The 22206-nt window shown below is 70.5% G+C and carries 25 protein-coding genes and 1 tRNA gene; 8 read left to right on the top strand and 18 right to left on the bottom strand.

The genetic code is table 11. The features are described from left to right. Positions 1–16: 16 nt before the first annotated feature. Positions 17–490: a MarR family winged helix-turn-helix transcriptional regulator gene (locus H9Y04_RS15785; RefSeq protein ID WP_187814515.1), complete on the bottom strand. Its 474-nt coding sequence runs from the start codon at positions 488–490 to the stop codon at positions 17–19. A 164-nt stretch (positions 491–654) separates the two neighbouring features. Between H9Y04_RS15785 and H9Y04_RS15780 the strand changes: the two genes are divergently transcribed. After that, on the top strand, positions 655–861 hold the full coding sequence (locus H9Y04_RS15780; RefSeq protein ID WP_187814514.1) for a hypothetical protein: 207 nt from the start codon (positions 655–657) through the stop codon (positions 859–861). 93 nt (positions 862–954) lie between these two features. On the opposite strand, the gene H9Y04_RS15775 is transcribed toward H9Y04_RS15780, so the two are convergent. From H9Y04_RS15775 to H9Y04_RS15730, 10 genes are all read right to left on the bottom strand, one after another. After that, positions 955–1599, bottom strand: a complete 645-nt coding sequence (locus H9Y04_RS15775; RefSeq protein ID WP_187814513.1) for a dihydrofolate reductase family protein — start codon at positions 1597–1599, stop codon at positions 955–957. Positions 1600–1721: 122 nt separating this feature from the next. Beyond that, positions 1722–2543, bottom strand: coding sequence for a hypothetical protein (locus H9Y04_RS15770; RefSeq protein ID WP_187814512.1), 822 nt, complete (start codon positions 2541–2543; stop codon positions 1722–1724). 93 nt (positions 2544–2636) lie between these two features. After that, a complete protein-coding gene (locus H9Y04_RS15765; protein ID WP_187814511.1) occupies positions 2637–3500 on the bottom strand; it encodes an RNA polymerase sigma factor SigF in 864 nt (287 codons plus the stop codon). A gap of 237 nt (positions 3501–3737) precedes the next feature. Further along, positions 3738–4643, bottom strand: coding sequence for an RNA polymerase sigma factor SigF (locus tag H9Y04_RS15760; protein ID WP_187814510.1), 906 nt, complete (start codon positions 4641–4643; stop codon positions 3738–3740). 183 nt (positions 4644–4826) lie between these two features. After that, positions 4827–4991 carry a hypothetical protein gene (locus H9Y04_RS15755; protein ID WP_165335433.1) on the bottom strand — a complete coding sequence of 55 codons (165 nt, stop codon included), beginning with the start codon at positions 4989–4991 and terminating at the stop codon, positions 4827–4829. 359 nt (positions 4992–5350) lie between these two features. Continuing rightward, complete coding sequence (locus H9Y04_RS15750; protein WP_187814509.1) at positions 5351–6523, bottom strand: hypothetical protein; 1173 nt, start codon at positions 6521–6523, stop codon at positions 5351–5353. A gap of 68 nt (positions 6524–6591) precedes the next feature. Continuing rightward, positions 6592–6676: transfer RNA gene (locus tag H9Y04_RS15745), tRNA-Ser, on the bottom strand. A gap of 101 nt (positions 6677–6777) precedes the next feature. Beyond that, a complete protein-coding gene (tadA, locus tag H9Y04_RS15740) occupies positions 6778–7206 on the bottom strand; it encodes a tRNA adenosine(34) deaminase TadA (RefSeq protein WP_187815066.1) in 429 nt (142 codons plus the stop codon). Between the two features lie 61 nt (positions 7207–7267). Further along, positions 7268–7822: a tRNA adenosine deaminase-associated protein gene (locus H9Y04_RS15735; protein WP_187814508.1), complete on the bottom strand. Its 555-nt coding sequence runs from the start codon at positions 7820–7822 to the stop codon at positions 7268–7270. A gap of 223 nt (positions 7823–8045) precedes the next feature. Next, positions 8046–8222, bottom strand: coding sequence for a hypothetical protein (locus H9Y04_RS15730; protein WP_187814507.1), 177 nt, complete (start codon positions 8220–8222; stop codon positions 8046–8048). 193 nt (positions 8223–8415) lie between these two features. Here H9Y04_RS15730 and upp point away from each other — a divergent pair, with 193 nt between their 5' ends. Continuing rightward, a complete protein-coding gene (upp, locus tag H9Y04_RS15725) occupies positions 8416–9051 on the top strand; it encodes a uracil phosphoribosyltransferase (RefSeq protein ID WP_165335436.1) in 636 nt (211 codons plus the stop codon). Positions 9052–9572: 521 nt separating this feature from the next. Here upp and H9Y04_RS15720 read toward each other — a convergent pair. Together H9Y04_RS15720 and H9Y04_RS15715 are read right to left on the bottom strand one after the other, a co-directional pair. Further along, positions 9573–10202 (bottom strand): LytR C-terminal domain-containing protein, encoded by a 630-nt coding sequence (locus H9Y04_RS15720; protein WP_187814506.1) that lies wholly within the window; start codon positions 10200–10202, stop codon positions 9573–9575. A gap of 110 nt (positions 10203–10312) precedes the next feature. Beyond that, complete coding sequence (locus H9Y04_RS15715) at positions 10313–10609, bottom strand: type II toxin-antitoxin system VapB family antitoxin (protein WP_003955420.1); 297 nt, start codon at positions 10607–10609, stop codon at positions 10313–10315. Positions 10610–10730: 121 nt separating this feature from the next. Between H9Y04_RS15715 and H9Y04_RS15710 the strand changes: the two genes are divergently transcribed. After that, the gene (locus tag H9Y04_RS15710; RefSeq protein WP_236070903.1) at positions 10731–12551 is read left to right on the top strand and encodes a helicase HerA-like domain-containing protein; all 1821 of its coding nucleotides are present in this window, start codon (positions 10731–10733) and stop codon (positions 12549–12551) included. A 146-nt stretch (positions 12552–12697) separates the two neighbouring features. Further along, positions 12698–13894: a globin domain-containing protein gene (locus H9Y04_RS15705; RefSeq protein ID WP_187814505.1), complete on the top strand. Its 1197-nt coding sequence runs from the start codon at positions 12698–12700 to the stop codon at positions 13892–13894. Between the two features lie 18 nt (positions 13895–13912). Here H9Y04_RS15705 and H9Y04_RS15700 read toward each other — a convergent pair whose 3' ends face one another. The 4 genes from H9Y04_RS15700 to H9Y04_RS15685 form a co-directional block, all read right to left on the bottom strand. Then, on the bottom strand, positions 13913–15448 hold the full coding sequence (locus H9Y04_RS15700) for a M28 family metallopeptidase (protein WP_187815064.1): 1536 nt from the start codon (positions 15446–15448) through the stop codon (positions 13913–13915). A 177-nt stretch (positions 15449–15625) separates the two neighbouring features. Further along, a complete protein-coding gene (locus H9Y04_RS15695; RefSeq protein ID WP_187814504.1) occupies positions 15626–15787 on the bottom strand; it encodes a hypothetical protein in 162 nt (53 codons plus the stop codon). A gap of 59 nt (positions 15788–15846) precedes the next feature. Next, entirely contained in the window at positions 15847–16179 is a 333-nt protein-coding gene (locus H9Y04_RS15690) for a hypothetical protein (protein ID WP_187814503.1), read from the bottom strand. Positions 16180–16362: 183 nt separating this feature from the next. Next, positions 16363–16944: an HhH-GPD-type base excision DNA repair protein gene (locus H9Y04_RS15685; RefSeq protein WP_187814502.1), complete on the bottom strand. Its 582-nt coding sequence runs from the start codon at positions 16942–16944 to the stop codon at positions 16363–16365. Between the two features lie 432 nt (positions 16945–17376). Here H9Y04_RS15685 and mgtE point away from each other — a divergent pair, with 432 nt between their 5' ends. After that, complete coding sequence (gene mgtE / locus H9Y04_RS15680; protein ID WP_368858434.1) at positions 17377–18510, top strand: magnesium transporter; 1134 nt, start codon at positions 17377–17379, stop codon at positions 18508–18510. 107 nt (positions 18511–18617) lie between these two features. Then, on the top strand, positions 18618–19223 hold the full coding sequence (locus tag H9Y04_RS15675) for a TetR/AcrR family transcriptional regulator (protein WP_187814501.1): 606 nt from the start codon (positions 18618–18620) through the stop codon (positions 19221–19223). Here H9Y04_RS15675 and H9Y04_RS15670 read toward each other — a convergent pair. Then, positions 19213–20136, bottom strand: a complete 924-nt coding sequence (locus H9Y04_RS15670) for a carbohydrate kinase family protein (RefSeq protein WP_187814500.1) — start codon at positions 20134–20136, stop codon at positions 19213–19215. The two genes, H9Y04_RS15675 and H9Y04_RS15670, sit on opposite strands and share 11 nt — an antisense overlap. 218 nt (positions 20137–20354) lie before the next feature. Here H9Y04_RS15670 and H9Y04_RS15665 point away from each other — a divergent pair, with 218 nt between their 5' ends. Beyond that, on the top strand, positions 20355–21527 hold the full coding sequence (locus H9Y04_RS15665) for a sensor histidine kinase (protein ID WP_187814499.1): 1173 nt from the start codon (positions 20355–20357) through the stop codon (positions 21525–21527). Then, positions 21524–22189: a response regulator gene (locus tag H9Y04_RS15660; RefSeq protein ID WP_187814498.1), complete on the top strand. Its 666-nt coding sequence runs from the start codon at positions 21524–21526 to the stop codon at positions 22187–22189. Before H9Y04_RS15665 ends, H9Y04_RS15660 begins: the two co-directional genes overlap by 4 nt. Positions 22190–22206: the final 17 nt, after the last annotated feature.

The following is a 22206-nucleotide window of genomic DNA, read 5'->3' as shown; positions in this document are numbered from 1 at the left end:
CATGGACTTCCTCTTCTTACGCGGGTGTACGAGTGGGGGGAAAAGCGGGGGTGCGGGGTCCCCGGCACTCGCCGAAGCTGGCGTGCAGCTTGGCGAGCAGCGTGTTGAGCCGGCCGACCTCGTCGTCGGACCAGCCGCTCAGGCAGTGCGCGAGAGCCTCGGTGTAGCGCTCGGCGAGCTCGGCGAGCCGCTGCTCTCCGGCAGGCGTGAGCCTGAGGATGCGCGAGCGGCGGTCGCCGGGGTCGGGATCGCGGTCGATCCAGCCGCGGTCGGCGACATGGGCCACATGCCTGCTGGTCACCGACATGTCGATGGCCAGCAGCTCGGCGAGCCTGCTCATCCGCATCTCGCCGTGCTTGTCGAGCACGGTGAGCACGGCGGCGGAGCCGGGCGGGCAGTCGGCGGGCAGCACCCGGGCGAGATCCCGTTTGACCGCACTGACCCCGCTCAACTGCCGGGCGAGTTCCGCGTATTGCTCCTGCGCGGCCATGGGTGGGTCCCCCCGGTCCTGTGTTTGTTGCTTAGGGCAACCATAGAACCAGATGGTTGCTGCAGGCAAACGAAAAGGGACCAAAGCCCTTAAAGTCCTGGCAATGCCCGGGCAAAGGGATCCGGGGTTGGGCGAGGCCCCCGACTTCGCTAGGGTCCTGCTCCATGGCACACAACCCCCAGGCGCCCCAGGGTCCCGAGAGCCACGACCCCGCGGGCAGCACCCAGATGTTCCGCGCCTTCGTCGACGAGGGCGCCCCGCGCCGCGCGCAGGCCGCCCCCGCTCCCGCGGGCCCGCGGATCGGCCTGATCGTCGGTGTCATCGCGGCCGTCGTCATCGTCGCGGCGGTGGCCTGGCTCGCGCTCGCGTAGTGACGCGCGCTTTCCCGGTGATCTGACGGCGAAGCCCGGCGCCGGTACGCGGCGCCGGGCTCTCGCCTGACCTTTTGCGGAACAGCTTCCGCGTCACCTCCGCCAGAACAGGTGATGCGTCACCCCGCTCGGGCTGGGCACGACCTCCAGGTGGAAGCGGTCGAGCAGTTCCTCGGGGGACTCCCACAGCCGCAGCCCGGACCCGAGCTTCACCGGCGAGACCGCCACGTGCAGGGTGTCGACCAGATCGGCATCGAGGAATGCGCGGATGGTGGTGACCCCGCCGCCCAGCCGGACATCCCTGCCCTGCGCCGCTTCCCGCGCCCGTTCGAGAACGGCGGTCGGCTCGTCGTCGACGAAGTGAAACGTGGTGTCCGAGAGCGTGAACGACGGCCGCGTGTGGTGGGTCATCACGAACACCGGAGTACGGAACGGCGGCTCCTCGCCCCACCACCCGCGCCACTCGTGGTCCTGCCAGGGCCCGCGCTGCGGACCGAACTTGTTGCGGCCCATGATCTCGGCACCGATGTTGCGCGCGAAATCACGGGTGAAGTAGTCGTCGAGCCCCCGGCTCCCGCCGGGATCCGTCCGGTTCGGCCAGCTCGCCGTGGCACCAGCCCAGGAGAACAGCCGCTCGGCATGGTCGAGGCCGAACGGCCGCTCGAAGCTCTGGTGCTCACCGGCGGCGACGCCGTCGCTCGAGACGTTGAAGTTCATGACTCTCAGCAGCTGATCCATGGGTTCTCACCAGTCCTGTCCCGTCGTGGTGCGGCGAGATGCCGCACACCCTGACGTCGAACGGGACCGGGCCGGATCGACAGCCGCCCGCAAGTATCTTTTCCAGCGGGACGCTCACACCCCTACTGCCACTTCACCGAGACATCCCGCGTCTCGATATGCATCCCCAGCGGTACGCGCCACGCCTCGACGCACACCGTCCACGTCTGCTGCTTCTTCGCCCCCGCGGCGATCGGGGCGGCCACCTGATGCGTGGACTTGATGGTCGCCCAGTCGACGCCGAGCGCTCCGATGATGTGCGTCCCGAAGGTCACCTCGGCCGAACGCGCCGCCGTACCACCGGTGTTCTGCAGCGTCAGGGTGACCTTCTCGCACCAGCGCTGGTCCGTAGCCGTGCGCACGGGCGCGCCCACCACCTTGAGCACCGCGGGCCCGGCCGGCGCCTCGCTGCCCGGCGCGGAGCCCGAACTCCCCGACGTACCACCGGAGTCACCGCCGCCGGATCCACCCGTGCTGCCGGATGAGCCGGACGAGCCCGGGCTCCCGCTCCCGCCGGGCGACTCCCCCTCCGAGCCGCCCGAACCCGAGCCGGAGCCCGTGCCGTCACCATCACCATCACCATCACCGGAACCGCCCGCACCGGACCCGTCCCCGCCGGAAGCCGAACCGCCCTTTCCTGAAGGCGACTCGGACGACGGGGAAGAACCTGACGACGGCTTCTCGTTCCCGTCCTCGTCCAGCGGTACGAACTCCACGTCCTGCGTGGGCTCTGCCGGCTCGACGCGTTCGCTGGGGCCGTCGCCCGCCGCGCCCACCGCGACGTACCCGTCATCGGGCGTGCCGCTGCCACAGGCGGCGAGCAGGGTGCCGAGGCAGACCGCGGCGGCGCAGGCCGCGGTGGCCGTGCCGCGGCGGCCGCGAAGAAAGAGACCCTTGGCGCTCATCGCGCCAGTGTGGCTGACGGGGCGTCAATTAGGAACCCTGGGTCTCCCGCAATCAGAAACCCCGTCAACAACTCCCTTACGTGGGACCGGACTTCAGTCCGCGATCAGCCCTTCCCTGAGCTGCGCGAGGGTCCGCGTGAGCAGGCGCGAGACATGCATCTGCGAGATGCCGACCTCTTCGCCGATCTGCGACTGCGTCATGTTCGCGAAGAACCGCAGCATGATGATCTGGCGCTCGCGCGGCGGCAGTTTGGCGAGCAGCGGCTTCAGGGACTCGCGGTACTCGACGCCTTCGAGCGCCGTGTCCTCGTAGCCGAGCCGGTCCGCGAGCGAGCCCTCGCCGCCGTCGTCCTCGATGGCCGGGGAGTCGAGCGAGGAGGCGGTGTACGCGTTGCCGACCGCGAGGCCGTCGACGACGTCCTCCTCCGATACGCCGAGCACCGCGGCGAGTTCGGGCACAGTGGGCGAACGGTCGAGCTTCTGCGCGAGCTCGTCGCTGGCCTTGGTGAGGGCCAGGCGCAGCTCCTGGAGTCTGCGCGGAACGCGCACCGACCAGGACGTGTCACGGAAGAAGCGCTTGATCTCACCGACGACCGTCGGCATCGCGAACGTCGGGAACTCCACGCCGCGTTCGCAGTCGAAGCGGTCGATCGCCTTGATCAGGCCGATCGTGCCGACCTGGACGATGTCCTCCATCGGCTCGTTGCGGCTGCGGAAGCGGGCCGCCGCGTAGCGCACGAGCGGGAGGTTCAACTCGATGAGTGTGTCGCGTACATACGTACGCTCCGGGCTGTCCTCGTCGAGCGTCGCAAGCCGCAGGAAGAGCGAGCGGGACAGGGTGCGGGTGTCGATGACTGCCGGGCGGGAGTCGAGCGGGACTTCTGCGCGGTCGAGCACATCGGCTGCGTTCGCCCCACTGCGTGTGAGCACCTTGGAGCTGCCCTGGTCTGCGGACATGCCACCCCCTCTTGGGTCGCGGACGGTCGCGGCCGACGCTCCCGTCTTCACGGAACGCAGCCACCACCTGAATACCGGTCGTGGGGCTGCGGCAAACGCGGTTCCAGCAGAATGTCACATGTCGGCAACACGCTGTAGTGACATGTCGACAAGAAGAGGCTGGATCTGCGCAGGTAAAGGGGGTTCTGAGGCTTTTGGTGTGCTCAGGTAGGCCCAAAAGAGCGCTACCCGATCCAGCTACGCTTCGATCCTGTTTGCGGATCGAAGGCGTGCGAAGCTCCGGGCGAGGAGCCTTGACACGTGCATCTGGGAGACGCCCAACTCGGCGCTGATCTGCGACTGCGTCAGGTTGCTGTAGTAGCGGAGCAGCAGGATCCGCTGCTCGCGCTCGGGCAGCTGGACGAGCAGATGCCGTACGAGATCGCGGTGTTCGACACCGTCGAGCGCGGGGTCCTCGTAGCCGAGCCGGTCGAGTAGGCCCGGAAGGCCGTCGCCCTCCTGCGCCGCCTCCAGCGAGGTGGCGTGATACGAACGCCCGGCCTCGATGCAGGCGAGCACCTCGTCCTCGGTGATCCGCAGACGTTCGGCGATCTCCGCGGTAGTCGGCGAGCGCCCGAACGCGGTCGTCAGATCCTCGGTCGCGCTCGTCACCTGCACCCACAGCTCGTGCAGCCTGCGCGGTACGTGGACGGTGCGCACGTTGTCGCGGAAGTAGCGCTTGATCTCGCCGACCACCGTGGGCATCGCGAAGGTCGGGAACTGCACCCCGCGGTCCGGGTCGAAGCGGTCGATCGCGTTGATCAGGCCGATGGTGCCGACCTGGACCACGTCTTCCATGGGCTCGTTGCGGCTGCGGAAGCGGGCCGCGGCGTACCGCACGAGCGGCAGGTTCGCCTCGATCAGAGCGGCCCGTACACGGGTGTGCTCGGGGGTGCCGACGGTCAGCTGCTTGAGCTGTCCGAACAGCACCTGGGTCAGGGCCCGGGTGTCCGCGGTGCGCTGCTTGGCGGGGGAGAGCGCCGGGGGGAGCACACGGTCGCCGCCGTCCGCGGCGGCTGCCGCGGGTTCCTGGGACGGCACTTGGGGAGCAGTACTGGCCGGCACGGTCAACGCCACCCCTTTATCGATGCAACCGATCAACATTTCGCAAAAGCGGTCATAGCATCACAAGACATGTGCACTGTGTGCAAGCACCGTATAAGGCCGTGTTGAAGGCAAGTTGGGGCGTAAACCTAAAAATGCCCCCCACGTTCGAGTGGAGGGCGGTGCGCCCGGGCTGACATCCGGGCTGACGTGCGCGCGTGTCGGCGGGTGCTGCGGGACGCGCTAGTTGACGAGCTCCGACATGAAGTCGCCGACGCCCTGGGCGGCGTCGGAAATGCCCTCGAAGCCCACCTGGACGAGGTCGGCGGCGCGTTCGGGAGACGTGATGATCGTGTACAGCACGAAGACCACGACCATGTACAGCGCGACCTTCTTCGCTTGCACCACGTTCGGCCTCCCCGCCCTGTCTCCTGCGTGCAGTCGGGTGAGTCTATCGACGGGCCGGTACGGCGAGAGCCCCGGCTCCGTGAAGGTGCCGGGGCTCTCGCTCCGCTGGGCGGGGGAAGCGGCATCGGGGGGACAAGCCGCTTCCCCCGACGAGGACCTGGCTCTTCAGTCCACGCCGCAGTCAGGGGGGAAGCTCGCGGCGTGGACCCCGCAGTAGAGCCGGGTCCCGAGAGCCTGCGGATTCCTGCCAGATCCGCCGGGCTCACCACCCATCCTGCTCCTGTACGGGACCACGCCGGCACGGCAAAGGGCCTGGCTTGGCGGGCCTTAGGTCCTTAAAGGCCGCGTGAGGCGGGGCCCTACCAGTCGCGGACGGAGTCGGCTCCCGAGCAGAGGTGGTCGCGGGCCCCTTCGGCGCAGGGTCCGTGCAGCGCCTCGGCCTCGCCCGCGAGGTGATCGAGCGCCTCGAAGAGATCCTCGCGCTCGACGGTTTCGATGAACTGTGCGCGGCGGTCCAGCTTGTTGAACGCCTCTCCGTAGCCGCGTCCGATCGCCTCCAGACGCTCCTGCCGGCCCTCCGGGCTTCCGTGGGCGTACTCCTCGAGAACCGCCTGCCGCGTCGCCTTGTACTGGGCGACGGCCCGCTTGTAGAGAGCGGCGCCGATGTGCTCGCAGCCGTCCCAGCCGCGCAGCGGGTTGTTCCGGTTCTCCTCGACCCACTCGGGCTTGCGGGCGCGCAGGACCGACACGTAGGTGCCCGCAGGGATCTCGGGCCGCCAGGCGCGTCGCATGGCGGAGGCGTAGGCGGCCGGGATGCCGTAGAGGTCCAAGGACTCGAGCTCCGGCACGGTCCGAGGGTGCAGGCAATCGTCCGCACTCATCCCGTACAGGTCGCTGATGCCGATTCTCTGCAGCCCGCCGAGGCGGTTCAGTTCACCCGCACCGCTGAGCAGGCCGAGGCGCCCGTGCAGATGGAGCCGGGTCAGGGAGGGGAAGAGCCGGACGAGCCGTGAGCAGTCCAGAGAGTCGATCTCCCGGATCGTCAGTTCGGTGACGTGCTCTTGGGGCGCGGTCGGCTGATCGAGGAGTTCGTCCACCGCCGCACCGGTGTACTCGGCCCTCCACTCCACCGGCGGATCCTCTTCGACACCGCTGTCCCAGCGCCGCTGCCGGGCGAGCTGATCGCCCAGTCGCCATCCGGAGGACCAGCTGTTCGACGGCATGCCATGAAGCAGGGGGAGCGCCCCGATGACCTTGTGGCTGCGCGGCAGCACCCATTCGATGTTGCCGTACGACAGCGTGCCGTTCCATGAGTGATGGGTCAGCACGAGCGGGGCGACCTCGCCGAGGTCGACGACGCAGAAGGGCTCCGGCCCGGACCAGTCCAACTCGAGTACGGCGGCGGTCTCCGACTCGGCGTCGAGCCGAATGATCTGCGCGGCGGTCCAGGCCCCGAGCTCCCGCGAAGGGGCGGCCACCACATCGCCGACGGCGAGGGCTCTCGGCGGTGTCGACTGCTTCCGTATCGCCATGCGGCGATCCTAGGGACCCTGAACAACGCGAAGGGCCCGGCTCATTGAGCCGGGCCCTTCGTGAAGAGCGGTAGCGGAGGGATTTGAACCCTCGGTGACTTGCGCCACACTCGCTTTCGAGGCGAGCTCCTTCGGCCGCTCGGACACGCTACCGAGAGAGAGCTTAGCCCAAAGGAGCCCCTGGTCAGAAATCCGTATCCGGGAAGCCCTCCGTGACGTGGCGCACACGGGGTCCAGGGGGCGCGGACGGCCGTTCAGCGGTCGCGGAAGAACTGGGTGAGGCGGGCCGAGCACTCCGCCTCCAGGACGCCCGCGATCACCTCGGGGCGGTGGTTGAGGCGCCGGTCGCGGACCAGGTCCCACAGGGAGCCCGCCGCGCCGGCCTTCTCGTCCCGGGCGCCGTAGACGACCCGGGCGATACGGGACTGCACGAGCGCACCCGCGCACATCACGCACGGTTCGAGCGTGACGACGAGGGTGCAGCCGGTCAGCCGCCACTCCCCGCGCTTGGCCGCGGCCCGGCGCAGGGCCAGGACCTCGGCGTGGGCGGTGGGGTCGCCGGTGGCCTCGCGTTCGTTGTGCCCGGCCGCGAGAAGCTCGCCGTCGGGGCCGAGCACGAGCGCGCCGACGGGGACGTCGCCGCCCTGGAGGGCCAGTTCGGCCACCTCCAGGGCGCGCTCCATCGGCGGCTGCCAGCGGTCGCGTACGGGATCGGAGATGTTCAAGGTGTCGTACGTATGCGGGTCAGCGCACCGTCTCCAGGACTTCCGAGGCACCGAGGGCGTCGGCGATCTCGTTCAGGGCGTCGGTGTGCAGGGACAGGAGCTCCTTCTCGGACAGGCCCAGGTCGTCGAGGATCCGGGTGTCGCCGAGCGGGCCCGAGGGCACGGCATCGGACGCCGCGACGCCCTCGTCGGAGTCGTCCTCCGCTTCGGCTTCGGGCTCACCGTCCTCGGTTCCGTCGAGATCGGTGAGGTCCTCCAGGTCGGCCTCGTCACCCGAGCCGGGCTCGCGGCCCAGGAGCTCGTCGGTGAGGAGGATCTCGCCGTAGCTGCTGCGGGAGGCAGCGGCGGCGTCCGAGACATAGATCCGGGGGTCCTCCTCGCCGTCCACGCGGACGACGCCGAACCACACATCTTCCTGCTCGATGAAGACGAGCACCGTGTCGTCGTCGGTGTCCCCGGCCGCATGTTCCCGGGCCAGTTCTGTCAGATCCGACAGGGTCTCCACATCGTCGAGCTCCGTGTCGCTCGCTTCCCACCCGTCTTCGGTGCGCGCGAGCAGTGCGGCGAAGTACACCGTGACTCTCCCACTGGTCTGAGGCGTGCCGGTTGGGGGTCCCCCCGGCGGAGTCTGGACGAGGAAGTGCACTTCCGCCCCGCCCACTCGGAATCGTGGCAGAAAGTGCGGCTCGGCGAGAGGTCTTCGGTGCGCTGTGTCCGGGCGAGCCGCCGCGGGTTCGGTCCGCGCCGGGTCCGGTGGGGCTCCTGGCACGGGTCCACAGCGCCCGCAGCAGGCCGGATCACCAGCGGAACGTACGCATCCGCATCGCTTGGCGCATGCGTGCCGCACGGGCGCGGCGGGGTTTCACACGGTCGCGCAGCTGCTGCGCCTCGTGGCGCTCGCGCAGGAACTGGGCCCGGCGCCTGCGGCGCTCGGCGTCGGTCTCGGGCTGCTCCTGCGGCTCTTCGTCTCGCATGGGCCACACCACCCTCCGGTCTTGCCCATGCAGTTTCCCTCGTACGGCGGGTTTGATGCGAACGCTCAGGGTGCGGTCTCAGGGGTGTGGCCTGGAACGCGTGCGCGAGCCGGGCCCTGTTTGCCCCGGTAACCTGGGGGACGGCGGGTCGAGCCCGCAGTTCGGACCCGTGACCCGGAGCTTGGAGGCTCTTGTGCGCCTGCACGTCGTCGACCACCCCCTGGTCGCGCACAAACTCACCACGTTGCGTGACAAGCGCACCGATTCCCCGACCTTCCGGCGCCTGGCCGACGAGCTCGTGACGCTGCTCGCGTACGAGGCGACGCGGGATGTGCGGACCGAGCAGGTCGACATCGAGACCCCCGTGGGCCCCACGACCGGGGTCAAGCTCTCCTACCCGCGTCCGCTCGTGGTGCCGATCCTGCGCGCCGGGCTCGGCATGCTCGACGGCATGGTCCGGCTCCTTCCGACCGCCGAGGTGGGCTTCCTCGGGATGGTGCGCAACGAGGAGACGCTCGAGGCGTCCACGTATGCGACGCGCATGCCCGAGGACCTGTCGGGGCGGCAGGTGTACGTGGTGGACCCGATGCTCGCGACCGGCGGGACGCTCGTCGCCGCGATCAAGGAGCTCATCAAGCGCGGCGCCGACGACGTGACCGCCGTGGTGCTGCTCGCGGCGCCCGAGGGCGTCGAGGTCATGGAGCGCGAGCTCGCCGGCACCCCGGTCACCGTCCTGACCGCCGCGGTCGACGAGCGCCTCAACGAGGTCGGCTACATCGTGCCGGGCCTCGGCGACGCGGGTGACCGCATGTACGGGTCGGCCGAGTAGCTCCCGTACGGCACAAGCGCAGGGCCGAGGGGCCGCCGGAGATCCGGCGGCCCCTCCGTCATGCGGGGCGTGTGGCCATCACGTCCGCCACGCGCCGTCGCGCATCACGACGCGGCCTCGCAGCTCCGGTACGCCGCGCCAGGCGCGCCTGCGGCGGGCTCTTCTCCCCCACCCCGCCCCTTCCCGAAACTGGGGGCTTCGCCCCCAGACCCCCTTTCGCGCTGAACGCGCTCGTCCTCAAACGCCGGACGGTATCCAGCCCCTGCGGCGCTTGAGCAGATCCGAACGAAGTTCGGATGCCGGGGTCCGGGGCGCAGCTCCGGTTTCGGGAAGGGGTGGGGGAAGAGACCCGCCGCAGGCGCAACGGCCCGCAGTCGACAGCGGACCCGTACCCGGGCCATGCGGGGGCTCTGCCCCTGCACCCCCGCAGTCGGCCATGGCGCCCAGGCAGCACGACCGTGACGCAGATGAGGCGCCGGTCCTAGATCTCAGGACCGACGCCCCATGCGATGCCGCCGGTGTCAGCAGCCCTTCGGCTTCGGTGGTGCGGGGGCCGGCTTGGTCAGGGCGTCCAGGGCCTTGGCCGCGGCGTCCTTGTTGGCCAGGGACTTGAAGCCCGCGCCCAGGATCAGGTCGATGTCCGTGGACTTACGGGCGTCGGTCTGCGACTCGGCGCCCGCGACCTGCGTGCCGAGGACGACGAACGACGAGGTCAGGGCGGGCTTGGGGCCGAGCAGTATCGCTTCGCCCTTGACCTTCTTGTCGAACTCCGCGGGTGCGTTGCCCACCTTGCCGATGGCGAAGCCGCGCTTCTTGAGCTCGTCCGCCGTCTCCTTGGCGAGACCGCCGCGGGGTGTGGCGTTGAGGACGTTGACCTTGATGTCGGCCGGCTTCGGCAGCGCCGCCTTCGGCGGGGCCGAGGTGGGGGTCTGCTTGCAGTCGGGCTTGGCAGCGACGGTTCTGCCGCCCTTGTCGCCGGAGAAGACACCGATCAACTCGATGGTCCCGTAGGCGAGCAGCCCGAGAACGGCGGCGCAGGCGAAGACCGCGAGCACGATCCGGCGGCGCCGCCGATTGCGGCGCATCCGCGGGTACTTGTCCCCCGTGATGCGGTATTCGCCGCCCATGCCGGGGGGTGTGAGCATGCTCATGGGCGCAGCGTAATGCCGGGGGTGGGGTCTGCCTACTAAATGATCAATGGGTGGCGGGCGAACCCAACCCGAAAGGGTCAATGCCGACTTGGCTCCGGCGGGCCGTGGGTTCAGCCCAGTTCGAGTACGCGCGCGTGCAGCACCTGGCGCTGCTGCAGGGCCGCGCGGACGGCGCGGTGCAGGCCGTCCTCGAGGTAGAGGTCGCCCTGCCACTTCACGACATGCGCGAAGAGGTCGCCGTAGAAGGTGGAGTCCTCGGCGAGGAGGGTCTCCAGGTCCAGCTGGCCCTTGGTGGTGACCAGCTGATCGAGGCGGACCGGGCGCGGCGCGACATCCGCCCACTGCCGGGTGCTTTCCCGGCCGTGGTCGGGGTACGGCCGGCCGTTTCCGATGCGCTTGAAGATCACACGGAAAGCCTACCGGGCAGGGGGCTCCGGGCGCAGCCATGGCGACGGAGTGCAAGGCTGGGAAATACCGTCACAAAACGTGGCAGACCGGGAACAGTCAAACCGGGAACAGGGGCCTGAAATGAACGAGAGCGAGCCGACGGCGCCCGAGGGCGCGGACCTGCCCGGTGCGACGGAGGCCCCGGCGACCGGTGCGGAAGAGGCCCCGGCGACAGGCGCGGAACCTGCGGTCGGCCCCGCTCCCGGCTCCGCCCCGGCCCCCGCCCCCGCGCCCCCCGGCCCCGCGCCGACCCCGGACGTAGGCGCCGAGCCGACGCCCGCGCCGCCCGAGCCGGCGACGGAGCCCGCCCCCGCGCCCGCGCCGCCCGGTCCCGCTCCCACCCCCGGTACGGCGCTGCCCGACGAGGCCGCCGCCATCGCCGCCGGATACGCGTTCACCGGCGAGGCGCTCGATCTCGGTGCCCTGCTGTGGGACGGCCAGTGCCTGCCCGGGGCGCAGATCCGTATCCCCTTGTCCATGCTCAACCGGCACGGCCTCGTCGCCGGTGCCACCGGTACCGGCAAGACCAAGACGCTGCAGCTGATCGCGGAGCAGCTGGCCGCGCAGGGCGTGCCCGTGTTCCTCGCGGACATCAAGGGCGACGTCTCCGGTATCTCCGCGCCCGGCGAGGCCAACGACAAGGTGCAGGAGCGGGCCCGTGACGTGGGGCAGCAGTGGGAGGGCAAGGGGTTCCCCAGCGAGTTCTACGCGCTCGGCGGGATCGGCCCCGGCATCCCCGTACGCGCGACGGTCACGAGCTTCGGACCCGTGCTCCTGTCGAAGGTGCTTCAGCTCAACCAGACGCAGGAGCAGTCGCTCGGCCTGATCTTCCACTACGCGGATCAAAAGGGCCTGGAGCTGCACGACCTGAAGGATCTGCGGGCGGTCGTCACCTTCCTTACCTCGGACGAGGGCAAGCCCGAACTCAAGGCCATCGGCGGTCTGTCGAGTGTCACGGCCGGGGTGATCCTGCGGGCGCTGACCGCGTTCGAGGCGCAGGGGATGGCCCCGTTCTTCGGGCTTCCCGAGTTCGACGTGAGCGAGTTCCTGCGGACGGCGCCCGACGGGCGCGGGCAGGTCTCGGTGCTCGAACTGCCCGCCGTACAGGACAAACCGCATCTGTTCTCGACGTTCCTGATGTGGATGCTGGCCGATCTCTTCAACAACCTGCCCGAGGTCGGCGATCTGGAGAAGCCCAAGCTGGTCTTCTTCTTCGACGAGGCGCATCTGCTGTTCAACGGGGCGAGCAAGGCGTTCCTGGAGGCCATCACGCAGACCGTGCGGCTGATCCGGTCCAAGGGCGTCGGTGTCTTCTTCGTGACGCAGACGCCGAAGGACGTGCCGGCCGATGTGCTCGCCCAGCTCGGCAACCGGGTGCAGCACGCGCTGCGCGCCTTCACGCCCGACGACCAGAAGGCGCTCAAGGCGACGGTCAAGACCTTCCCCAACTCCGCGTACGACCTGGAGGAGTTGCTCACCCAGCTCGGCACCGGTGAAGCGGTGATCACCGTGCTGAGCGAGAAGGGTGCGCCGACGCCGGTGTCCGCGACCCGGCTGCGTGCGCCCGAGTCCCTGATGGGGCCGATCGACGCCTCCGCCCTGGACGCGGCGGTCAAGTCCTCGCTTCTGTACTCGCGTTACGCGGAGGCGATGGACCCGGAGTCCGCGTTCGAGAAGATCACCGCGCAGCAGGCCGAGACCGAGGCCGCCAAGCAGGCCGAGCTGGAGGCGAAGGAGGCCGAGAAGGCCGCGAAGGCGGCGGCCCGTTCGGCGCCCGCGCAGGACGCCTCGATGGTGGACCAGGTGGTGGGCAGCGGGATCTTCAAGTCCCTTGCGCGGTCGCTCGGTACGCAGATCGGGCGGGAGATCTCGCGGTCGATCTTCGGGACGCGGCGGCGGTAGCGGGCGGGGGTACCGGACGGCCCTGACAGCGCGTCGGTATCCGTGACCTTCGGCCTCATCGGCAGGGACCTTCGGCGGGCTGTCCACAGCGGCGGCGGACCGAGACTGAGGGCGTTCCCCTTGTCCCAGGCGAAGGAGCCCGGTTCATGCTGTCCGAGAAGTCGACCGAGGTCGTGCGCGCCACCCTGCCCGCGGTCGGTGCCGCGATCGGTGACATCACTCCGCTCTTCTACGAGAAGATGTTCGCGGCCCACCCGGAGCTGCTGCGCGATCTGTTCAACCGCGGCAACCAGGCCAACGGCAGCCAGCGCCAGGCGCTCGCCGGTTCGATCGCCACGTTCGCGACGTATCTCGTGGAGCACCCGGACACCCGCCCGGACGTGATGTTGCACCGCATCGCTCACAAGCACGCCTCGCTCGGCATCACCGCCGGCCAGTACGAGATCGTGCACCGGCACCTCTTCGAGGCGATCGCCGAGGTGCTCGGCGAGGCCGTGACGCCCGAGGTGGCCGCGGCCTGGGACGAGGTGTACTGGCTGATGGCGAACGCGCTGATCGCGATCGAGGCCCGGCTGTACGCGGAGGCCGGTGCCCCGGACGGCGACTCGTGGCGCAGGTACACGGTGACGGGCCGGGTCGAGGAGACGCCCGAGGTCACGACGTTCTTCGTGGAGCTCGACGGCGAGGGGCAGGTGCCGTCCGCCAAGCCGGGACAGTTCGTGTCCGTGCAGGTCGAACTCCCGGACGGGGCGCGGCAGATACGGCAGTACAGCCTGACGAACCTGCACGAGCGCGGTCTGCAGTTCGCGGTCAAGCGGATCGACGGCCGCGAGGGCTTTCCCGGTGAGGTGTCGAACCATCTGCACGAGCGGGCCGTGGTCGGCACCAAGCTGCGGATCAGCGCGCCGTTCGGCGATGTCGTGCTGGACGAGGAGGCGCGGGGCCCGGTGCTTCTCGCGTCGGCGGGCATCGGCTGCACCCCGATGAGCGGCATGCTCGCTGCGCTCGCGGGGACCGGCAGCGAGCGGCAGGTGATCGTCGCGCACGCCGACCGCAGCGAGCGGACCGATGCCTTCCGCTCCGACCTGGCGCTGTGGAGCGAGAAGCTGCCGAACGCCACCACGCATGTCTGGTACGAGCAGCCCGCCGGCCCGGACCATCCGGCCGGGCGTACCGGCCGGATGGACCTGAGCGGGATCGAGCTGCCGGAGGGGGTCACGGCCTATTTGTGCGGGCCGCTGCCCTTCCTGAAGGCCGTACGGACGCAGCTTCTGGAGAAGGGAGTTCCGGCCGCGCGCATCCGCTACGAGATGTTCGGGCCGGACCTCCTCCTCGCGAACTAGCCGTACGTAGACGTCAATTCACTCGCTGACGCGGTCGTGGTCCTCGTGCAGACCGCCGCCGCTGCCCGCGTCGCCCTCGGTGGACTCGGGGGTGACCGGGCGGGTCAGCGAGCTCAGGTCGTGGGCGTAGGTGCCGACCGCGTTGGCGATGATGTCGATATTGGTGCTGAAGGCCGACATGTCGATGTTGTCGATGTCGTCGCAGGCCGCGTGATAGCACGGGTCGTACGCCACGCCCGCCTCGCCGCCGTACTTCGCGGCCTGCTCGGCGGTCTTGATGCCCTCGGCGCCCGTGAAGGTGCCGCCCGACGGGATGCCGACCCCGATGAACGGGCCGTAGTCGGAGCGCCCGGTGAAGTCGGTGCCCTCGTGCGGCTTGCCCTGCCGGTCGAGGAACTGGTTGATGTCCCGCTCCAGTTGGGCGCTGCCCTCGGGGCCCGGGCCCTCGCCCTCGTTGTCGGAGTTGTCGCCGTCGTAGACGAACTGGCCGTAGTTGGGCGAGGCGATCATGTCGAAGTTGAGGTACAGACGGATGTCCTTGATCTGTTCCTCGGTGAGCTTCTCGACCCACTTCTCGGAGCCGATCAGACCGTTCTCCTCGGCCGACCACAGCGCGAACTTGATCTTGTTGCGCGGCTGCTTGCCGTGGCGGGTCTCCTCGGCCAGCTCCTTGGCGACCTCGAGCAGACCGGCCGAACCGGAGCCGTTGTCGTTGATGCCGGGGCCCGCGGTGACCGAGTCGAGGTGGGCGCCGAGCATCACGGTGTTGTCGGGGTTGCCGCCCGGGGTTTCCGCGATGACGTTCTTCGTCTTGCGGGTCTCCTGGAACTCGCGGATCTCGAAGTCGACCGTGACCTCGCCCTTGGCGACCTCGGCGGCGAGCGCCTCGCCCTCGGCCTGGGTGATGCCGCCGGTCGGGATACGGCCCGCGGCCGGGTCTCCTATGGTGCCGGAGAGCACGCCCTCGGTGTTGTTGTAGACGATGGCGCCGGACGCGCCGGCGTCCGCGGCGGTGGCCTGCTTCTGCGCGAAGGAGCAGCCGCCGCGCTTGATCAGCGCGATCTTGCCGGTGAAGGCGCCGGCCGCATAGTCGGTCGCCTCGCAGCCGGTGGTGGCGTCGACGGGCACGGCGGCGAGGGCGGCCTTGATGCCGCCGACCGGGGTCGACTTCGTGTACGTCATGCCCTGGATGTCGATCGCACGCGGCGTGGGCGTCACGACCGCGAGGCGCTCGGCGAGCATCTCGGTGTAGACGAACTCGAACTCGTCATAGCCGACCTTGTACCCGGCTTTCTTCAGGTACTCGTAGACGTACTTCGCCGAGGCGTCGTGGCCCGGCGAACCGGCGGCTCTGTGGCCGTCGTTGGCGTCCGCTATCGCCTGGAACTTCTGCAGATGGCGGTACGCGTCCTTCGCGGACGACTCCTCGACCAGTTCACGGGCGAGTTTGCGTGCGTCATTGGACGGGTTGCCGTGTCCGCGGCCGGCGGTGGCCGTTCCCGCGGAGGCGAGCACGAGGGGTGTGGCGAGCGCGACGGCGGCGAGTGCGGCGATCGTGCGGCGCGAACGAGGTGATGCGTTCACAGAGGTCCTTCCCCAAAGGCAGTGCGAACGAGGTGGGAGGGACGGTAGCGATCCGCTGGAGCGTCGGAAAGAGGTTCCCTGCAACTCGTGTTCGGTTTCGCCGGGTTGGCCCCGCATGTTCCTGACATACGGGGCCACCTGCGGGTCTCAGTCCCGGCGGTCGCCGCCCTGCCGGTCGGGCCGCTGGTCCTGCGGCCGGTCGGCGGTGCGGGTTTCGGCAGGTGCCGCGTCCGTACGCGGGCTGCGGCGTTCGCGTACGGATTCGGCGCGGAGCAGCGCGTGCAGCACCGCGTAGGGGTCCTTGGGCATGGGGGTGTCCTTGCGCTTGGTCGCTGGGTTCGGTGCTGTGCATCTGGTGCTCGGCCCGGTCAGCAGCGCAGGACGGTCGTACGGGAGGGGGCGGCCGGGGCGTGGCGGTGGACCATGGCCGGGGCCGGCGGCAGCGCGCGCGGGAGCGGGGTCCTGCGGGCGTGCGGGGTGACGGGTACGGGGAGCTCGCGCCGGGAGCCTGCCCGGATCTCGCCGTCGCCTCCGCACTCGGTGGACTCGGCCTCGGCGGTGAGCGCGGGCTGCGGGACGGAGGCGGTGGCACCGGCCGCGGGTGCGGCGACGGCGAGGGCGAGCGTGAGCAGGGCGAGAAGCACCGCCCGCAGCAGGGCGGCGCGGCGCAGGGGTCCGGGGACCGGCGGCGGAACGCTCACAGCACGTCATGTCCCCGCCCAGGCCGGGGTCGCGACGGCGGACCGGGAAGATCCGCCCGTATGGGGGTGTGGGGCTTCAGCGGGGGTTCAGGCTTTGGCCGCTTTCGGCTTCGGGTTCGGGTTCTGTTCGGCTCCGGCTCCGGCTCCGGCTTCTGTTCGGTTTCGGCTTCGATTCCTGAGGGCTCAGCCCTTGGCTGCCTTTGCCGCTGCCTTCATCTCCTGCTTGAACGCCCGCACCTTGGCCAGCGACTCGGGGCCGGTGATGTCGGCCGCCGAGCGGTAGGAGTCCTTGTCCCCGTACGAGCCCGCCGCCTCGCGCCAGCCCTTCGGTGTCACGCCGTAGCGCTTGCCGAGCACGGCCACGAAGATCTTGGCCTTCTGCTCGCCGTAGCCGGGCAGTGCCTTCAGGCGGGCGAGGAGCTCCTTGCCGTCCTTGACCTCGGACCACAGGGCGGTCGCGTCGCCGTCGTACTCGTCGACGAGGTACTGGCACAGCTGCTGTACGCGCTGGGCCATGGAGCCGGGGTAGCGGTGTACGGCGGGCTTGGTCTTGAACAGTTCCGTGAAGGCTTCGGGGTCGTAGGACGCGATCTCGTGCGCGTCGAGGTCGGTCCGGCCGAGGCGTTCGGCGATCGTGTACGGGCCCGTGAAGGCCCACTCCATCGGGACCTGCTGGTCGAGGAGCATGCCGATGAGGGCGGCGAGGGGGCTGCGGCCGAGGAGTTCGTCGGCCTCGGGGTTCTGGGCGAGGTGGATCTCGGTCATGTGGTCATTCTGGCCCTGGGGTGGGGGGTGGCGCCTGCGGCGGGCTTTCTCCCCCACGCCGCCCCTTCCCGGCTGTGACATGTGCGGCTCCGCCGCGTGGGGGGCTCCGCCCCGGACCCCGTGCATCCGAACTTCGTTCGGATCTGCTCAAGCGCCGCAGGGGCTGAGTGAGGCTGGAAGATCTGCTCAAACGCCGTAGGGGCTGAATAGTGGACCCATGACCGAGCGCACCGCGGAAGCCAAGCTGGCCGACCTCGTCGCCGCCCACGACGTCCGGCATCTGCAGCAGTGGCTCGACGAGCGGCCCGATCATGAGATCGCCGACGAGATCGCCCGCTCCGACCCGGCCACGGCCGGTGTCCTGTTCCGGCTGCTCGACAAGGACCGGGCCTCCGAGGTGTTCGGTGAGCTCGACGGGCCGAGCAGCAGAAGATCCTCAGCGCCGTACGGGACCAGCCCTTCTGCGAGCTCGTCGAGGGCATGGACCCGGACGATCGCGCCCGGCTCCTGGGCGAGGCGCCCGCCAACTTCACGCAGCGGGTGCTCGCGGGGCTCAGCCCGCATGAACGGGAGCTGACGGCGACGCTGCTCGGGTACGCGCCCGGGTCGGTGGGCCGGTTCATGACCCCGGAGGTCGTACGGCTCAAGGAGCACATCACCGTGGGCGAGGCGCTCGACCGCGTACGGCGGGAAGGGGCCGAGGCCGAGACGGTCTACACGCTGCCGGTGACCGACGCGGGGCGGCGGCTCATCGGTGTCGTCGGCCTGAAGGACCTGGTCCTCGCGGATCCGGCGGACCCCCTGAACGCTCTCGTCGACACCGCCCATCTGCGGGCGCACGCCACCGACACGGCCGAGTCCGCGGCCCGTCTGATGCAGGAGGGCAATCTGCTCGACCTGCCTGTGGTCGACAGCGAGGAGCGGCTCGTCGGGCTGCTCACCATCGACGACGCCCTGGAGGTCATCGAGGCCGCCGACACCGAGGACATCGCCCGGCAGGCGGCGGCGAGCCCGCTCGACGGGCACTATCTGAGCGCGAGTGTCGTACGGCTCGCACGCTCCAGGGTCGTGTGGCTGCTGCTCCTGATCGTCGCGGCGACCCTGACGGCCAAGGTCCTGGAGGCCTTCGAGGGGGAGATCGAGCAGGTCACGGCCCTGGCCCTGTTCATCCCGCTGCTCGTCGGCACGGGCGGCAACGTCGGCGCGCAGGCCGCGACCGGTGCGGTGCGCGCCATCGCGGTCGGCGAGGTGCGGCCGGGGGACGTCCTGAAGGTGGCCTGGCGTGAGTGCCGGGTCGGCTTCCTGCTCGGGGTGATGCTCGGCGCGGTCGGTCTGGGCTTCGCCTGGGTGATCGCCAAGGACGGGGACATCGCGCTGGTCGTGGGGCTCACCCTGGTCGCGGTATGTGCGTGGGCGGCGGTGATCGGGGGCGGTATGCCGCTGCTCGCCCGGAAGCTGGGGATCGACCCGGCGGTGATCTCGGCTCCGCTGGTGACGACGTTCGTGGACGCGACGGGTTTGATCATCTACTTCATGATCGCGAGGGCTGTGCTGCCCGGGCTGTAGGGCCGGGTGCTGCTGAGGGCAGGCTTCGGCGGGGGCTGCGGCTCCTCCCGTACGGGATGGACGCCTCCCGTACGTAAAGGGAACTGGATCCCGTTAAGGTGGGCGGCATGGAGAACGCCCCAGGCACCGTACGTCCCGGTGGCCGCACCGCCCGCGTGCGGGCCGCCGTGCTCGACGCGGCCGGTGACGCCCTCGCCGAGCAGGGCTTCGCGGGGCTCGACCTCGCGGAGGTCGCGCAGCGCGCGGGCGTCGGCAAGACCACCGTGTACCGGCGCTGGGGCAGCACCACCGCGCTCGTCGCCGATCTGCTCGCCGACATGGCCGAGCAGTCCGAGCCGCGCAGCGACCACGGCACGCTGCTCGAAGACCTGCGCGCCAACGCGCAGTTGGTACGCCGCACCCTCACCGACCCACGCCAGAGCCGGCTCTTCCGTGCGGTGATCGCGGCGGCGAGCTGCGACGCGTCGGCGGCCGACGCGCTGCACCGCTTCTACGCGGTACGGATCGAGGAGTGGGCGCCCTGCGTGGAACAGGCCGTCCAGCGGGGCGAGTTGCCCGCAGGCACGGATGCCCACGAGGTCGTACGGGCCGTCTCAGCCCCCCTCTACTACCGCTTCCTCGCCAGCGGCGACCCGCTCGACGAGGCGGTCGCCGAGCGGGCGGCCGGGGCGGCGGTGGCGGCGGCGAAGGCCGGGGTCTTCGTCAAGGGCTGACCAGCTCGTGGGCGTACGGCGGCTGGGCGCCTGCCCGGCCACAGGTCACGGCTGCTGCTCGTGCTGCGTACGTGAGGACGTCCTGCCACTCGGCTCCGGTGGCCGGGCGGGTGAGAGCCCTGAGCTCGCCGAGGCGGTGCAGCAGCGCCGCGTTCACCGTGTCGCCCGCGCCGATCGTGTCCACCACGTCCACCCCGACCGCGGGCACCGAGTGCTCCTCGCCTTGTGCCGTGAGCACGGTGAGGCCGTCCGCGCCCCGGGTCAGCACCACCGCCTGCGGGCCCGCGGCCAGCCACTCCTTGAGCGCCGAGTGGACCGGCGCCCCGTCCGCGAGCCAGGCGGCGTCCTCCGCGGAGAGCTTCAGGAGGCGTACGTACGGGAGCCAGGTCAGGAAGCGGGCGCGGTAGGCGGCCGGGTCGGCGATCAGGCCGGTCCTGATGTTGGGGTCGAGGGCGGTGAACACCCCCTGGGCGTGGGCCGCTCGGAGCAGGCGCTCGTAGGCGGTCGCGCCCGGTTCGAGGACGAGGGAGCAGGTGCCGAAGCAGATGGCCCGGGTGGTGTCGGGGAGTGCGGGTGGGAGCTGGAACAGGCGGTCCGCCGTGCCCTCCGTATAGAAGGAGTACGAGGCCGATCCGCCGGAGTCGATGTGGGCCACCGCGAGGGTGGTGGGCTCCTCGCCGCGCTGGACGAGGGAGGTGTCCACGCCGTCGGTGTGCAGGGCGTGGAGGAGGGCCTCGCCGAAGTGGTCCTGGGAGATGCGGGAGCAGAAGGTGGTGTCCGCGCCCAGGCGGGCCAGGGCGCGGGCGGTGTTGAACGGGCCGCCGCCGAGTTTTGGTTCGAGCGCCGGGAGCGTGGCCTTGCTGTCCCGCTGGGGGACCAGGTCGATGAGGGCTTCTCCCGCTGCGATGATCACGAGCTCATCCTCCCCCACCCTGCCCCTTCCCGGCTGTGACATTCTGCGGCTCCGCCGCGTGGGGGCTGCGCCCCAGGCCCCGCATCCGAGCTTCGCTCGGATCTGCTCAAGCGCCGCAGGGGCTGAGTGGATATCCCTCGCTCCGGCGATTCGCCACCGCCACCCCGTCCCGATACTGAAGGCACCCGAACCGGCCCTCCCCATACAGGAGTTGCCGTATGCCCGATACGTCCTGGCTGCGTGCCGCCCGCCGTCCGCAGGTGGTGGACATCGCGCTGGCCGCGCTCGTGCTGGTCGCCGTCTCGCTGCAGTTCCTGCTGCCGGAGCGGGACAACGACGACGCCCTGTCCTGGCTCGGCTTCGTCTTCGGCGCCGCGACCGCGCTGCCGCTGGTGTGGCGGCGCCGGCACCCGTATGTCACCGGCTGTGCGGTCGGTGCGGCGACCACGGCGATGACCCTGCACCACACACCGCCGCCCGACCTCGTGTTCGGCGGCTTCGTCGTGCTCTACACGGTCGCCGCGATCGGCGCGCCCTGGCCCCGCCGCCTGATGCTGCTCGTCTGGCTGACCGGTGCCGCGGTGTCGATGACGTTCAAGGAGCGCGCCGAGCCCTTCGAGTACGCCTTCCATCTGATGAGCCTGCTCGGCGCGTACGGGCTCGGCCGGCTCGCCCGTATCCAGCACGCGTACACCGAGGCCGTGGAGGAGCGGGCGCGCAGACTCGCGTACGAGAGCGAGATGGAGGCGGCGCGGGCCGTCGCCCGGGAACGGGCCCGGATCGCCCGGGACATGCACGACATCCTGGCCCACGCGGTGAGCCTGATGGTGGTGCAGGCGGAGGCCGGACCCGTGGTCGTGCGCAGCGATCCGTCGCGCGCCGAGGCGGCCTTCGACGCGATCGCGGGCGCCGGGCGCGATGCCATGTCCCAACTGAGGCGGCTGCTCGGCGTGTTGAAGGAGCCACAGAGTTCACGGCCGCCCGACCGCAGCCCGCAGCCCTCCCTCGCCGCCCTCGCGCAGCTCGCCGCGCAGGTGGAGGCGGTCGGTCTCCCTGTCGAGCAGTTGCAGACGGGGGAGCCGGGCGACCTCGACGCGGACGTGGAGGTGGCGGCGTACCGGGTTGTGCAGGAGGCTCTGACCAATACGGTGAAGCATGCGGGGGCCACCAAGGCGACCGTGCAACTCGACTGGGGGGTCGATGAGTTGAGGGTCACGGTGCGGGACGACGGACGGCCGGGCAAGGCGCGGGTGCAGGGTGCGGGCCAGGGCCTGATCGGGATCAGGGAGCGGGCCGCGGCCTGCGGCGGCACGGCCGCGACGGGCCCGGGGCCCGACGGCGGCTTCTGGGTGATCGTCACGCTGCCCACCTCGGTGCGGCAGGCCGGATGAGTGTGCGGGTGGTCGTCGCCGACGACCAGGAGCTGGTGCGCAGCGGGTTCTCGATGATCCTCGACGCGCAGCCCGACATCGAGGTGGTCGCCGAGGCGGGCGACGGTGCACAGGCCCTGGATGCGGTCCGCCGGCACGCCCCCGACGTGCTGCTCCTCGATATCCGTATGCCGGTCATGGACGGTCTCGAAGCGGCGCGTGCGGTGTGTGCGGAGTCGGCCTGCAAGGTCGTCATGCTCACCACGTTCGACCTCGACGAGTACGTCTACGACGCGCTCTACGCGGGCGCGAGCGGCTTTCTGCTCAAGGACGTGCGGCGCGACGACCTCGTGCACGCGGTGCGGGTGGTGGCCTCCGGTGATTCCCTGCTCGCGCCCTCGGTGACCCGGCGCCTGGTCGCCGATGTCGTACGGAGAAGGCGTACGGAGTCCGCCGCGGAACCCTCGCCCGCCCGCCTGTCCGTGCTCACCGCCCGCGAGGAGGAGACGCTGCGGCTGCTGGCGCGCGGGCTGACGAACGCGGAGATCGCGGAGGCCTTCGTGGTGAGCGAGCACACGGTGAAGACCCATGTCAGCAATGTGCTGAGCAAGCTGGGGCTGCGGGACCGGGTGCAGGCGGTGATCTGCGCGTACGAGACGGGTCTGGTGGTCCCGGGGGCGTGACGGCCCTGGCGCTGCTC

This window comes from Streptomyces polyasparticus (assembly GCF_014493765.1).
GTDB lineage: Bacteria > Actinomycetota > Actinomycetes > Streptomycetales > Streptomycetaceae > Streptomyces > Streptomyces polyasparticus.
The sequence above is the reverse complement of the archived record's forward strand: the minus strand, read 5'-3'. Positions and strand labels throughout refer to the sequence as shown.

What these genes read in the sequence shown, in the direction of transcription:
- H9Y04_RS15785 (WP_187814515.1), bottom strand. Translation starts at nt 490, where the DNA reads ATGGCCGCGCAGGAGCAATACGCGGAACTCGCCCGGCAGTTGAGCGGG.
- H9Y04_RS15780 (WP_187814514.1), top strand. Translation starts at nt 655, where the DNA reads ATGGCACACAACCCCCAGGCGCCCCAGGGTCCCGAGAGCCACGACCCC.
- H9Y04_RS15775 (WP_187814513.1), bottom strand. Translation starts at nt 1,599, where the DNA reads ATGGATCAGCTGCTGAGAGTCATGAACTTCAACGTCTCGAGCGACGGC.
- H9Y04_RS15770 (WP_187814512.1), bottom strand. Translation starts at nt 2,543, where the DNA reads ATGAGCGCCAAGGGTCTCTTTCTTCGCGGCCGCCGCGGCACGGCCACC.
- H9Y04_RS15765 (WP_187814511.1), bottom strand. Translation starts at nt 3,500, where the DNA reads ATGTCCGCAGACCAGGGCAGCTCCAAGGTGCTCACACGCAGTGGGGCG.
- H9Y04_RS15760 (WP_187814510.1), bottom strand. Translation starts at nt 4,643, where the DNA reads ATGTTGATCGGTTGCATCGATAAAGGGGTGGCGTTGACCGTGCCGGCC.
- H9Y04_RS15750 (WP_187814509.1), bottom strand. Translation starts at nt 6,523, where the DNA reads ATGGCGATACGGAAGCAGTCGACACCGCCGAGAGCCCTCGCCGTCGGC.
- tadA (WP_187815066.1), bottom strand. Translation starts at nt 7,206, where the DNA reads ATGGAGCGCGCCCTGGAGGTGGCCGAACTGGCCCTCCAGGGCGGCGAC.
- H9Y04_RS15730 (WP_187814507.1), bottom strand. Translation starts at nt 8,222, where the DNA reads ATGCGAGACGAAGAGCCGCAGGAGCAGCCCGAGACCGACGCCGAGCGC.
- H9Y04_RS15720 (WP_187814506.1), bottom strand. Translation starts at nt 10,202, where the DNA reads ATGAGCATGCTCACACCCCCCGGCATGGGCGGCGAATACCGCATCACG.
- H9Y04_RS15710 (WP_236070903.1), top strand. Translation starts at nt 10,731, where the DNA reads ATGAACGAGAGCGAGCCGACGGCGCCCGAGGGCGCGGACCTGCCCGGT.
- H9Y04_RS15705 (WP_187814505.1), top strand. Translation starts at nt 12,698, where the DNA reads ATGCTGTCCGAGAAGTCGACCGAGGTCGTGCGCGCCACCCTGCCCGCG.
- H9Y04_RS15695 (WP_187814504.1), bottom strand. Translation starts at nt 15,787, where the DNA reads ATGCCCAAGGACCCCTACGCGGTGCTGCACGCGCTGCTCCGCGCCGAA.
- H9Y04_RS15685 (WP_187814502.1), bottom strand. Translation starts at nt 16,944, where the DNA reads ATGACCGAGATCCACCTCGCCCAGAACCCCGAGGCCGACGAACTCCTC.
- H9Y04_RS15675 (WP_187814501.1), top strand. Translation starts at nt 18,618, where the DNA reads ATGGAGAACGCCCCAGGCACCGTACGTCCCGGTGGCCGCACCGCCCGC.
- H9Y04_RS15665 (WP_187814499.1), top strand. Translation starts at nt 20,355, where the DNA reads ATGCCCGATACGTCCTGGCTGCGTGCCGCCCGCCGTCCGCAGGTGGTG.
- H9Y04_RS15660 (WP_187814498.1), top strand. Translation starts at nt 21,524, where the DNA reads ATGAGTGTGCGGGTGGTCGTCGCCGACGACCAGGAGCTGGTGCGCAGC.